The following is an 11,788-nucleotide window of genomic DNA, read 5'->3' on the forward strand; positions in this document are numbered from 1 at the left end:
GCTGATTTTGAGCAGCGCAACGTTTGTCATGGGTACTGCCCTGGCGGCCCAAGCGGCCCCTGCCGATGCCGATGCCACCGACCCCCTATGGATGGTAGGCATCAAGGCCTTCCTGGTGATTTTTGGCCTGCTGACCGCCTTCGCCTACATGACCCTGATTGAGCGGCGGCTGCTGGCCCGCATCCAGATTCGCCAGGGGCCCAACCGGGTGGGGCCGGATGGCCTGTTCCAGCCCTTGGCCGATGCCATCAAGTCCATTTTCAAGGAAGACCTGATTGTAACCAGAGCGGATAGGGTGATTTTTGTCCTGGCCCCTATGATCTCGGTCACCTTTGCCCTGCTCACCTTTGGCCTGATCCCCTTTGGCCCTAAGGACGCTTTCTTTGGTTACGACCCCTGGGTCATCAACCTGGATGTGGGCATCCTGTATGTGTTTGCGGTTTCCGAGATGGCCATCTACGGCATCTTTCTGGCGGGCTGGGCCTCCAACTCAAAGTACTCCTTGCTGGGCTCGCTGCGCTCCTCGGCCTCGCTTATCTCCTACGAGCTGGCCCTGGGCATCAGCCTGGTTGCCCCGGTGGTGCTGGTAGGGTCGCTGAACCTCCAGCAGATTGTGAACTGGCAGTACGAAAACGGCTGGCTGATTCTGTACATGCTCCCCGCTTTTGCCATCTTCCTCCTGACCAGCATGGCCGAAGCGGCCCGCACCCCCTTCGACCTTCCCGAGGCCGAACAGGAGCTGGTGGGGGGCTACAACACCGAGTACAGCTCCATCAAGTGGGCCTTGTTCCAGATGGCCGAGTACATCCACCTCATCACTGCTGCGGCCCTGATTCCCACCATCTTTTTGGGTGGCTGGCGGATGCCCGGCTTTATGGAGCAAATCCCCATCATTGGCGGTCTTTTTGCTCTGCCCTACCTGTGGATGTTCGTCAAAATTGCGCTGTTCTTGTTCTTCTTCATCTGGGTGCGGGGTACCCTCTTCCGCCTGCGCTACGACCAGCTGATGGTCTTTAGCTGGGGCCGCTTGTTCCCCCTGGCGCTGGTCTGGTTTTTGTTGTCGGCCATGGTGGTGGCCTTCCAGTGGCCGGTGGCCGTGCTGGGCTGGCTCTCCTTGCTGAGCCTGGTGCTTTTTTCGGCCTACGTGATTCTGACCGCCAAACCCAAGCCCAGAACCATGCCAGGCATGGGCGCGGGTGACTAGAGAAAGGAGCGAAGCTGTGAGTATTGCTGCACTTGCGCAGAGCATGGGTATAACCCTGAAGGCGCTGTTTTCAAAACCGGTAACGATTCCGTATCCGGACGCCCCGGTGCCCCTCAAGCCACGCTTCCACGGACGCCATGTGCTGACGAGGCACCCCAACGGCCTGGAAAAGTGCATCGGCTGTTCGCTATGTGCGGCAGCCTGTCCGGCCTATGCCATCTACGTAGAGGCTGCCGAGAACGACCCCAATAACCCGGTGAGCGCCGGCGAGCGCTATGCCAGGGTTTACGAGATAAACATGCTGCGCTGCATCTTCTGTGGGCTGTGCGAGGAAGCCTGCCCCACTGGTGCAGTGGTAATGGGCTACGACTTCGAGATGGCCGACTACCGCTACTCCGACTTTGTTTATGGCAAGGAGGACATGCTGGTCGAGGTGGAGGGTACCAAGCCCCAGCGCCGCGAGGCGGCCTATACCGGCAAGCCGATCAAGTCAGGCTATACCGTGCCTTACCTGCGGCCCGAGCTCGAGGGTGTCAAGCTGCCCAAACCGCCCCGCAGGTAGGGTTGCCCGGAGGCTCGAGTGCGCAGAGGCCGCTGTTCCTCAACCCAGATTTTTGCGGTTAGAATCTCTCGGATTATGCGAAACCCTAAAGGCTCGAGCCCAGACCCCAAAGCTCCCTGGAGGAATCAATGAGTGTCGGATTTTGGGAAATCCTTGCGCTGCTGCTCCTGGTCGGAACCGGCCTGGCAGTGGTGCGGCTACAAAATGCCGTCCATGCAGCCCTGGCGCTAATTGCCAATTTCTTGGTAGTGGCGGGCGTATACGTGGCGCTGGAGGCCCGCTTCGTGGCCATGATTCAGATCATCGTCTACGCCGGGGCCATCGTGGTGCTGTTTTTGTTCGTCATCATGTTGCTCTCAGCGGCAAACGCAAATGTGGGCCAGGACCTGCTGCCCCGGTTGCCCTGGGTGGCCGGGTTTGGTGCGCTGGGCCTGGCAAGCGTCTTGATTTTTGCCGTAACCCGGTTTCAGCCGCCGGTAAATGCGCCTGCGCTGGGTGGCGGTCTGCCCCAGGCCCTGGGGCCCCTGCTCTATGACCCCGACAAGTGGCTATATGCCCTTCTGGCAGTGGGCTTTTTGCTGCTGGTGGCTACCGTGGCAGCGGTGGTGCTGATCGAGCCAGAGCGAATTGTTTCGGCAACCAGTCACCCAGCCCACCCCCGGCAGGATCCAAAGCCCAATCCCCCGGTTGTTGAACAGAAAGATGAGAGGGCGGTGGTGAAGTAATGACCTGGCTCATAGCTTCCGCCCTGCTGTTTTCGATTGGGGCTTACGGCGCGCTTACCCGGCGCACCGCTATTCTGATGTTTTTGTCTATCGAGCTGATGTTGAATGCTGCAGCGCTCTCCCTGATCAGCTTCTCCAAAATGACTGGAAGCCTGGATGCCCAGGTGGTGGTGCTGTTTATCATTGCCATTGCTGCTGCCGAGGTGGCGGTGGGCCTGGGCCTGATTGTGGCCATCTTCCGTCGTCGCGAGACCACCGCCGTAGATGAGCTGCGGCAACTTAGGGGGTAAAACGTGCAAGAAACCCTTCTTCTACCCCTGACCATCGCACTTCCCTTGCTGGGGTTTGTGATTCTTGGGTTGTTTGGTAAACGAATCGGTGAGCCGTCTGCTGGTTGGCTGGCCTCAATTCTGGTGCTGGGGAGCTTCTTATTGGGCCTCGTTTTGCTGCTGCAAGGCGGAGCCCGATGGGCCCTTCCCGACTGGCTACCGGGAATCCCCTTTAGCCTCAACCTCGATAACCTTTCGGGCGTCATGCTGATGGTGGTGGCTGGGGTGGGCTTCCTGATTCACGTCTGGGCCATTGGCTACATGCACGGCGACCCTGGCTATAGCCGCTTCTTTAGCTATTTCAACCTCTTCATCGCGGCCATGCTGGTGCTCATCCTGGGCGACAGCCTGCCGGTGGTGTTCATCGGCTGGGAGGGGGTGGGTCTGGCCTCTTACCTACTAATCGGCTTCTGGTATCAGGAGCGCCTCAACGCCGACTCGGCCCGCAAGGCTTTCATCGTCAACCGCATCGGCGACCTGGGCTTTCTGCTGGCCATGGGCCTTTTGTGGAGCATGTTCGGCACCCTCTCGATCTCCGAGCTGGTCGAGAAGGTAGAGGCTGGCGGTTATAGCTTTACCACCCTTACCCTGGCTGGCTTCTTCCTGCTGATTGGGGCTATGGGCAAGAGTGCACAGGTGCCGCTGATGGTCTGGTTGCCCGATGCCATGGCCGGCCCTACCCCGGTATCGGCCCTGATCCACGCGGCCACCATGGTTACGGCGGGGGTTTACCTGCTGGTACGGCATGCCTTCATGTTGCACGGCGATGGTTTTTTGTCGGGCCTGATCGTGGCGGTTGGCTTTCTTACCGCCATCTACGGGGCGCTCAGTTCGCTGGGCCAGTGGGACATCAAGCGCATCGTGGCCTACACCACCCTCTCGCAGCTCGGCTTCATGTTTGTGGCGGTGGGGGTGGGGGCCTACTGGGTAGCCATCTTCCACATCGTGACCCACGCCTTCTTTAAGGCCCTGATGTTCATGACCTCCGGTTCGGTGATTCACGCCCTGGGCGGCGAGCAGGACGTACGAAAAATGGGTGGGATGCGCAAGTACCTGCCGGCTACGCACCTGCACGGCCTGGTGGCTACTTTTGCCTCGGGTGGTCTGGTGCCCTTGGCGGGGTTCTGGTCCAAGGACGCAATTCTGGCCTACTCCTTTGAGTATGGCCCCTGGCTGTGGGCCCTGATGCTGTTTGCTTCGGTGCTGGCGGCGCTCTACTCGATCCGCTGGTATGTGCTGGTCTTCTGGGGAGATTACCGGGGCAAGGAACACCCCCACGAAAGCCCCGCGGTGATGCTGTGGCCCAACCACATCCTGATGGGTGGTGCTATTGGCGTGGGCTTCATCGGGTTGCCTTACGTAATTGACTACAAAAACTTTATCGAACCGTTCCTGACCAAAGCCATCGGAGACTTTCCCCACGAGAAGCTGCCGGTGCTCACCGAATGGACGCTCATCATTACCTCGGCGGTGGTGGCCATTGTGGCTTTATGGTGGGGCTTCCGCTTCTTCCAGCAGAAGATGCCGGCCTGGTACGAACGCTTGGAGGCCGCGGCCCTGCAGGGCTTCTATGCCGATGCGCTCTACAACACCCTGCTGGTCAATCCGGCCAGAGGGCTGGCCGAGCTTCTTTTTGGCGGAGATAAGGGCCTCCTGGCAGGCTTTATAGGTCTTGGGGGTCTGGTTGGAGGGCTGGGAAGCGTGTTAACCAAACTCCAGACAGGCGCTTTGCGCTTCTATATGGCCGGGCTGGTAATCGCCCTGGTACTGCTGGTGGGCTGGGGGGTGTTGCGATGATTCATGTAGGACTGTGGTTGCCCCTCCTGGCGGGTTTGCTGCTGTTTATTGTGCCGGGCCTGGGGCGCACCTTTGCCACCCTATCGGCGGCGGTGAGCCTGCTTATTGCGGTGGTGCTGTTTGCAGGCTATGGGGGAGAGGGCCTGGCCTATGCCAGCCAGATCCCCTTCCTGCCGGAGGCTGGGGTTTACTACGCAGTAGGACTGGACGGGGCAGGCTTGTTGCTCTGGCTTGCGGTAAGCCTGGTGGTTTTGCTGGGGGTCTGGGTGGCCGATGTGCCGGTGCGCTTTCTGGCCCTGGCCCTGATGATGCAGACCGGTTTGCTGGGCATTTTTGCGGCCCAAGACCTGGTTTTGTTCTACGCCTTCTTCGAGGCCACCCTGATTCCCGCCCTCCTGATGCTGTGGTTCTACGGAGGGCCCGACCGGCTGCGGGCCATCTACACCTTTGCGCTGTTTACCCTGGTGGGTTCGCTACCCATGCTGGCCGCAATCTTTGCGGTGCGCTTTTTGGGAGGGGCCGATAGCTTCCTCTACACCGACCTGGTGGCCCGTCCCCTTAGCGGACAAACCGCAGTGCTGGCTTTTCTGGGCTTTTTGATAGCGCTGGCGGTCAAAACCCCGCTTTTCCCGCTGCATGCCTGGCTGCCTAGCTTCCACCAGCAAAACCACCCCTCGGGCCTGGCCGACGCCATGGGTACGCTCTACAAGGTGGGCATTTTTGCTTTTTTCAAGTGGGCCATCCCGCTGATGCCCGAGGGCTTCGAGCAGTGGCAGGGGCTGATGTTGTTCCTGGCGGCTTTTGGTGCGCTCTATGCGGCCTGGGTGGCGTTCAGTGCACCTGACTGGAAAACCCTGCTGGCCTATGCAGGGGTCTCGCACATGGGCATCGGGGCGTTGGGTTTATTTAGTGGAAACATGGAAGGCACGGTAGGAGCGCTGTATTTGTTGGGTGCTTCGATGGTTTATGGCTCGGCTATGTTCCTGTTTGTGGGCCTGGTATATAAGCGAACCGGGAGCCTCGAGGTGGCCCCGGTACGCGGTCTTGCCAAGCACACCCCGGCGCTTTACGTGTTGGGTATGTTCATCCTGATGGCCATGATTGGGCTACCGGGGTTATCGGGCTTCCCTGGCGAGCTGATGGTTTTGCTGGGGGCTTACCAGGTTTCACCCTGGCTTACCTTTTTGGCCTTCCTGGCGGTTATTGCAGCAGCGGCTTATGCCCTCACGGCGTACCAGAAGCTTTTCCAGGAAACCCCCCAGGCCCAGGCTGTGCCTGATATGGACACCCGCGAGTGGGGTTTTGCTGCTGTAACGGTAGGGGTGCTGCTTTTGATGGGACTGTATCCAAAACTCTTCACGGCGTATTTGGAGCCCTTGGGCAGGGCTATTGCCGCGCTGTTCGGGGGTGCATCATGAGGTGCGGGTGTGTTGCCTATCGAGAGGGTTGGTCGAGAACCGAAAGCCGAAAGCTGAGGGGCACCAAGAACGGTTACCTTCGAGGCCTGAGCTTTGACCGTATGCAAGGAGGTGGCGCATGCTAACCCTATACATCCTGGCTGGCTTCGCCACGGTGCTCTCGCTGCTGGCCTTTGTGATCTCGAGGGAGGCCAACCGCTGGATTACGGTGGCGGGCCTGGGGTTGGCGGGCCTGTTCTGTGTGGTGGGATGGGGAGAGACCCTGGAAGCCTTTGGCGGGCTGTACCGCTCTGACACCCTGGCGCGAGGCCTTACCCTGGTGGCTATTCTGGGGGGCTTGTGGACCTTGCTGCTAGGGCCTGCCAAAAAGTTTGAGTTTCCGCTGCTGGTGCTCTACGCCGTAGCCGGGATGCACATCATGGCCAGCAGCCCCAACCTGGTGGTCTTGGTAATTGCGCTGGAGGTGTTTTCGCTGCCCCTGTATGTCCTGGCGACCTGGCAGCGCGACGAGAAAGGCTTCGAGGCGGGCCTGAAATATTTCTTGCTGGGGGCGCTGGGCGCGGCCATGTTCCTCTATGGGATTGCGCTTTACTTTGGCGCTACCGGCAGCTTTATGGCAGGGGCAACGGGCTCTGGGCCGCTGTACCTGGCAGGCCTGTTCTTGATTATGGCGGCTTTTGCCTTCAAGACCGCCATGGTGCCCTTCCAGTGGTGGTCGCCCGATGTGTACCAGGGTAGCCCCACGGTGGTTACGCTGTTCATGGCTACGGCGGTAAAAGCAGCGGTCTTTGCAGCCATGCTACGCATCTTCACCCCGGAAGGCCTGGAAGCCTGGGGCATCGGGATGGCCGCGCTGATTGCCCTCACCACCCTCTTTGGCAACCTGGGGGCCTTGTCGCAGACCGAAGCCAAGCGGCTTTTTGCCTACTCTTCCATTGCCAATGCCGGCTACATCGGGCTGGGGCTCTTTGGCCCTACCGGGCAGGCCACCATTCCCTTCTACCTGCTGACCTACGGGCTGGCCACGGGCCTCATCTTTGCGGTGCTCTCGATGCTTTCCAACCAGGAGGTGCCGCTGGAACGCCTGCGGGGTCTGTGGTACCGCAAGCCCCTGCTGGGCGGGGCGATGGGCCTTGGCATCCTCTCGGTGCTGGGGCTGCCCCCGCTGGCTGGGTTTTGGGCCAAGTACCTGGTTTTTCAGGAGGCGGCCAGGGCAGGGTTCTATGGGCTGGTGGTGCTGGCGCTCATCACCTCGGCCATTGGGGCTTACTACTACCTAAAAACCTTCTTCCTGGTTTTTAGCAAGCCCACCCCAACCCAGGAAGCCGAAGACCGCGAGGCCGAGGCGGCCCTGGCCCAGTTTGGTAGCTCGGAAGCCCCGGGCATTCCGGTGGCGGCGGCCCCATTGGGCATTACCCAGGCTCTGATGGCCCCGGCAGCGCGGACAGGCCTGCCTGCGCTGGGGATGCTGGTGGGGGCGATGGCCCTGCTTGGCCTGCTATCGGTTTTGCCTGGACTGGGCTTGCGGGCCTTTAGCACCGGTTTGGCCCCAGCGGTAGCGGCCGTTACCATCACGGCACCTACGGCTGGCGCGACCCTGGTCGCTGGAAGCTATACCCTCCAGGGCGCTGGTAAACCTGGGGAGACCCTCGAGCTCTTCGACAACGGCAACCCCCTCGGTACTGTTACGGTAGGCCCCGATGGGCGCTGGAGCTTCCCGCTCCCGGCCTCGGCCCTAACTGCTGGTGCACATACCTACGAGGCCCGCCGCCCCGGGCAGATGACCGGAGCCAGCATCCGCGTGAGCACCACACTTCCGAGGGAACCTGCTTTTGCTGCGCTTACCGACGGAGCCTTGGTATCAGCCGCTGGTTTTGTCCTCCAGGGTGTGGCCCAGCCCAACCAGACGGTGGAAATCTTCGAGGACGGGGCCAGCCTGGGCCGAGTCACTGCCGATGCCAACGGACAGTGGCGCCTGAATGTCCCGCCTCCCCCAAGCGGAACCCGGGTGTATGAGGTGCGGGCCGAAGGGGCCGCTTCGGGCACCCGCATCTCCTTGCAGGTACCCGAGGCCCAGGCCGGGACTGCCTGCAATCTGGACTTTGCCCTCTCCAACCTACAGGCCGGCGGAACCGTCTCGAGGCCCTTCCGCTTTGGTGGGGTGGGTTCGGCCAGCAGCTACACCATTGTGATAAAGCGAGGCGAGCGGACTGTTGGCCGCAAAGAGATCGCCCTGAGCGCGGCCTGCGGCTGGAGCTACCTCTCTGACCCCGGCCCTGGCGAAGTCACCTACGAGGTGCGCGAGACGGGCCGGCCCGAGAGCGAACCTCCGCTCACCACCATCACCCTGAAGGTGCAGTAGCGCTCCAGGTACAAAAGGCCAGCGTTGTCGTAGGGGCGTATGGTGCGCCCCTACGGATGCTTTTGGCGGCGCCATCGACTGTTGCTGAGGGCCACTATCAAAAAGGCAGCTCGGCCCTTACGGTGGTGCCTTTATCCTCCGCCGACTCGACCTCGAAGCGCCCGCCCCGCGCTTCCACCCGCTCGCGCATCTGGGTCAGGCCAAACCCGCCCATTCCACCGGCTCTGGCGTTGGCCTTGAAGCCCTTTCCGTTATCGCTGATCTCCAGCACACCGCCCCGTTCGCCCAGCGGTGTGAGCCTGACCTGCACCAGCCCCGGCCTGCCGTGCTTGGCGGCGTTGGTCAGGGCTTCCTGCAAAACCCTGAAAAAGACCAGCTCGGAAGCCTGGGACAGCTCGATTTTTTCTGGCAGACTCAGGCGCACCCGGAAGCCGGCTTGCTCGGCAAAAGCGCTGGCATAGCGCCGTACCGACTCCAGAAAGCCGTAGCGTTCTAAGTCGATGGGCCTTAGGGCAAAGATACTGCGCCGAACCTCACGAATCTGGCTTCGCAGGGTCTCTTTGACCTGCTGCAGCTCTTCTTTGGCCCGTTCTGGGTCGGTTGCCAGGAGTCGCTCGGAAAGGTCGAGTTTGAGGGCCATAAACGCCAGGGCCTGGGCGATGCCGTCGTGGATCTCGCGGGCTATGCGGTTGCGTTCCTCGGTGAGGGCCAGCTCCTCGGCCCGCAGGTAGGCCTGGGCGTTGCGCACGGCCAGGGTGACCTGGGCGGCCAGAAAGCGCAGAAAGGGCAGCCGCTGGCGCAGGTTTTCGGCCTCGCCCTGTACCAACAGCAGCCCGATGGCCGACTGCTCGCGCAGGGGCACTGCCAGCAGGTTGTCCCGTACAAAAACCGGCGTTTGTAGGGCTTCTTTCCAGCGCTGTTCGGGCATGAAGGCGTAAAGGGGCAGCTCGAGGTTGCGCAGCACCTGCGGCTGCAAAAAGTTCTCTTCGTCCAGCAACAAGACCCCGCCCCCGCTGGCCCCGGCCCAGGCCAGGATACGGTCCATTAGGCGCTCCAGCAGTCGGCCCAGATTGGCCTCGGCCCTGAGGGCCTGGTCTACCTCGTAGAGGGTGAGCAGATCGCGGCTGCGGGCGCGTACCGAGTCCAGCGCCCCGGCCACTTCGGCCACCAGCACTTCCAGGAAACCCTGCTCCTCGCTCGAAAGAGGCCGGGGCAGGATCACCTCGAGCCTCCCTTCCAGGCCCGGTAGCGGCACCTCGTACAAAGGCCCCGACCCCGCCTTGAAGCCGGGCGAGGTGGCCCGCACCCCCTCGAGGGTCAGCGAGGCCTCCATGCCCAGGGCCTGGGCCACCTCCTGCACCACCGAGGCCAGGGCTTGCTCGAGGTTATCGGCAGCCGAGGCCCGCTTGAGGATGCTGCCGATGGCTTTTAACCGCTGGTTGGCTACCTCCAGCGCAAGCTGAACCCGCTCGCGGTCTTGCACCTGCTGGGCGATCCATTCCAGGGTCATCCAGGTAACCAGCGGCCCCACCAGGCCATAAAAGCCCATCCGTAGCCAGAAAGCCACCGGCTGGCCCTGGTAGGGCTCGAGGGAAAGCTCAAAAAGCACCACCACCAGCGCAATCGCCAGCGGCAGAATTAGCCGGTATAGCTTGATCAGACGATATAAGCTGGGGGTGGGTTCCATGACAAAAGATTATAGAGCGCTCTTCACAGTCCTTGAGCCTCTTACCAACTTTACTGCTGTGTCCTGTGAAGAGTGCGATAGGGGCTGCATCAAAGCCTTATGCGCCTTTCTTGCTGGGGCCGATGGTGGTCAGCTCTGGCACTACTCCACGGGGTCTTTTTTGCGCTTGCCGTGCTGGGCATACCAGCGGCTTTGATGCAGGAATCCCCGCAGGAGCTGAACCTCACCGGGGGTCAGACGGGCTTTGTGAAGCAGCCGACGAAACCGCCTGACCGCGTAGGGTAGGCGCTTTTCATCGGTAAATCCGATGCGCAAAATGTACTCGCTCAGATCGTCGAAGAGCTGTTGCAGGGCTTCTTGCGTGGCGAGCGGGGTCTGGCTGGGCGTGGGTGGTGTGGTGGCAGCGCCAAAAATTTCATAGCACAGCAATAAAACCGCCTGGGCCAGGTTCAGGCTGGGTTGCTTGGGTGAGGTGGGGATACGCACGATGAGCTGGGAAAGGTCTATCTCGGCGGTGGTCAGGCCCGAGGCCTCGCGCCCGAACACCACGGCCACCCTGCCCTGTGGCGCAACCTCGGCTATGCGCTTTGCCATTGGCTTGGGTTCTACCACCGGCCCGGTATAAATCTCCCTTTCGCGCACCGTGGTGCCCACCACCAGCCAGGTATCGGCCACCGCTTCAGGCAGGCTATCCACAATCTTCATATTGTCCAGCACTTCCTCGGCATGCACCGCCAGGCGGTAGGCCATCGATCCCTCGGGGTGTTGGGCCAGATCCTCACGCACCCGCGGCTCTGGCGCTACCAGCCACAGGTCCGATATGCCAAAGTTTTGCATCGCACGGGCCGCCGCCCCCACGTTCATAGGTTCCTGACTGCCTACCAGCACAATGCGAACGTTGTCGAGCCAATCCATCGGCTCTAGCCTAAGGGCTTTTGCCGATTGCGTATAGGCGACTCCATGACCCGGCCACTGGCTCACGCTTCGTTGCGCAGGCGCTCGAGCCCATCCAGCACCAGCTCGAGGCCGATTTCAAACTCCTCACCGTAGTCGTAGCCCGGCCTCAGCACATGTTCGGTGGCCATCTCGACCAGGTAGGGGTAATCGCCCGCCGCCACCTCTGCCATGATGCTGTCCGCGGCGGAACCGGCCTCCTCGAAGCGGTTGAAGGGCAGATTGAGCTGCTGCAAGACAAAACCATACACGTAGCTATCCAAGAGCGAATAGGCGTGGGCGGCTGCTGCGACCGAAAAGCCATTGGTGCGCAAGCACCCCAGCACCGCGTTGTGGTGGTGCAGGGTGGCGGGGCCGGGCGAGGTGCGCGACTCCATCAGCCCCAGCGCCCAGCGGTGGCGCAGCAGGGCAGCCCTGGCAGAGGCGGCTCGAGCCCGCAGCCGGCTTTTCCAACTGCCCTGGGGGGGCAGCTCGATCTCGGCGAATACCCGGTCAATCATCCCGTCCAAGAGCCTATCTTTGCTGGCGAAATGGTAATAAAGCGACATCGCTTCCACGCCCAGCTCCCGGGCCAGGCGGCGCATGGTAAGGGCCTCGATACCTTCCTGGTCGGCGACCTCGAGGGCTTTCTGCAGCACCGCCTCACGGCTCAACCTGGCCCTGGGCGGGGGCTTAGCGCTTTGCACTTTGGGGCTTTTTTTGGACATCGGGCAGCTCCTCTATTGACAATCTTACAATGTAAGGCTAATC

General features: G+C 61.5%; 10 protein-coding genes. 7 read left to right on the forward strand and 3 right to left on the reverse strand.

Translation table 11 applies throughout. From position 1 onward, the window contains the following. Positions 1-28: 28 nt before the first annotated feature. From ABWU19_RS04985 to ABWU19_RS05015, 7 genes are all read left to right on the forward strand, one after another. Positions 29-1,204, forward strand: coding sequence for a complex I subunit 1/NuoH family protein (locus ABWU19_RS04985; RefSeq protein WP_435900689.1), 1,176 nt, complete (start codon positions 29-31; stop codon positions 1,202-1,204). A 16-nt stretch (positions 1,205-1,220) separates the two neighbouring features. Then, positions 1,221-1,766: an NADH-quinone oxidoreductase subunit NuoI gene (gene nuoI, locus ABWU19_RS04990; RefSeq protein ID WP_435900659.1), complete on the forward strand. Its 546-nt coding sequence runs from the start codon at positions 1,221-1,223 to the stop codon at positions 1,764-1,766. 128 nt (positions 1,767-1,894) lie between these two features. After that, entirely contained in the window at positions 1,895-2,491 is a 597-nt protein-coding gene (locus tag ABWU19_RS04995; RefSeq protein ID WP_435900660.1) for an NADH-quinone oxidoreductase subunit J family protein, read from the forward strand. Beyond that, positions 2,491-2,781: an NADH-quinone oxidoreductase subunit NuoK gene (gene nuoK / locus ABWU19_RS05000; RefSeq protein WP_435900661.1), complete on the forward strand. Its 291-nt coding sequence runs from the start codon at positions 2,491-2,493 to the stop codon at positions 2,779-2,781. The genes ABWU19_RS04995 and nuoK overlap by 1 nt, the downstream gene beginning before the upstream one ends. Positions 2,782-2,784: 3 nt before the next feature. Next, positions 2,785-4,617, forward strand: a complete 1,833-nt coding sequence (gene nuoL / locus ABWU19_RS05005; protein ID WP_435900662.1) for an NADH-quinone oxidoreductase subunit L — start codon at positions 2,785-2,787, stop codon at positions 4,615-4,617. After that, positions 4,614-6,035 (forward strand): complex I subunit 4 family protein, encoded by a 1,422-nt coding sequence (locus ABWU19_RS05010; protein ID WP_435900663.1) that lies wholly within the window; start codon positions 4,614-4,616, stop codon positions 6,033-6,035. Before nuoL ends, ABWU19_RS05010 begins: the two co-directional genes overlap by 4 nt. A 118-nt stretch (positions 6,036-6,153) precedes the next feature. Next, on the forward strand, positions 6,154-8,397 hold the full coding sequence (locus ABWU19_RS05015; RefSeq protein WP_435900664.1) for a proton-conducting transporter transmembrane domain-containing protein: 2,244 nt from the start codon (positions 6,154-6,156) through the stop codon (positions 8,395-8,397). Between the two features lie 97 nt (positions 8,398-8,494). Here ABWU19_RS05015 and ABWU19_RS05020 read toward each other — a convergent pair whose 3' ends face one another. The 3 genes from ABWU19_RS05020 to ABWU19_RS05030 all read right to left on the reverse strand — a co-directional run bounded on the left by ABWU19_RS05020 (position 8,495) and on the right by ABWU19_RS05030 (position 11,745). After that, the gene (locus ABWU19_RS05020; protein WP_435900665.1) at positions 8,495-10,084 is read right to left on the reverse strand and encodes a histidine kinase; all 1,590 of its coding nucleotides are present in this window, start codon (positions 10,082-10,084) and stop codon (positions 8,495-8,497) included. Between the two features lie 141 nt (positions 10,085-10,225). After that, on the reverse strand, positions 10,226-10,999 hold the full coding sequence (locus ABWU19_RS05025) for an RNA methyltransferase (RefSeq protein WP_435900666.1): 774 nt from the start codon (positions 10,997-10,999) through the stop codon (positions 10,226-10,228). Between the two features lie 62 nt (positions 11,000-11,061). Next, positions 11,062-11,745 (reverse strand): TetR/AcrR family transcriptional regulator, encoded by a 684-nt coding sequence (locus tag ABWU19_RS05030; RefSeq protein WP_435900667.1) that lies wholly within the window; start codon positions 11,743-11,745, stop codon positions 11,062-11,064. Between the last annotated feature and the right edge of the window lie 43 nt (positions 11,746-11,788).

It is taken from the genome of Meiothermus cerbereus, assembly GCF_051297115.1.
Classification (GTDB): domain Bacteria; phylum Deinococcota; class Deinococci; order Deinococcales; family Thermaceae; genus Meiothermus; species Meiothermus cerbereus_A.

Excerpts from the sequence above, each read along its gene's own strand:
- ABWU19_RS05020 (WP_435900665.1), bottom strand. The coding sequence starts at position 10,084 with ATGGAACCCACCCCCAGCTTATATCGTCTGATCAAGCTATACCGGCTA.
- ABWU19_RS05025 (WP_435900666.1), bottom strand. The coding sequence starts at position 10,999 with ATGGATTGGCTCGACAACGTTCGCATTGTGCTGGTAGGCAGTCAGGAA.
- ABWU19_RS04995 (WP_435900660.1), top strand. The coding sequence starts at position 1,895 with ATGAGTGTCGGATTTTGGGAAATCCTTGCGCTGCTGCTCCTGGTCGGA.
- ABWU19_RS05015 (WP_435900664.1), top strand. The coding sequence starts at position 6,154 with ATGCTAACCCTATACATCCTGGCTGGCTTCGCCACGGTGCTCTCGCTG.
- ABWU19_RS05010 (WP_435900663.1), top strand. The coding sequence starts at position 4,614 with ATGATTCATGTAGGACTGTGGTTGCCCCTCCTGGCGGGTTTGCTGCTG.
- ABWU19_RS04985 (WP_435900689.1), top strand. The coding sequence starts at position 29 with ATGGGTACTGCCCTGGCGGCCCAAGCGGCCCCTGCCGATGCCGATGCC.
- nuoK (WP_435900661.1), top strand. The coding sequence starts at position 2,491 with ATGACCTGGCTCATAGCTTCCGCCCTGCTGTTTTCGATTGGGGCTTAC.
- ABWU19_RS05030 (WP_435900667.1), bottom strand. The coding sequence starts at position 11,745 with ATGTCCAAAAAAAGCCCCAAAGTGCAAAGCGCTAAGCCCCCGCCCAGG.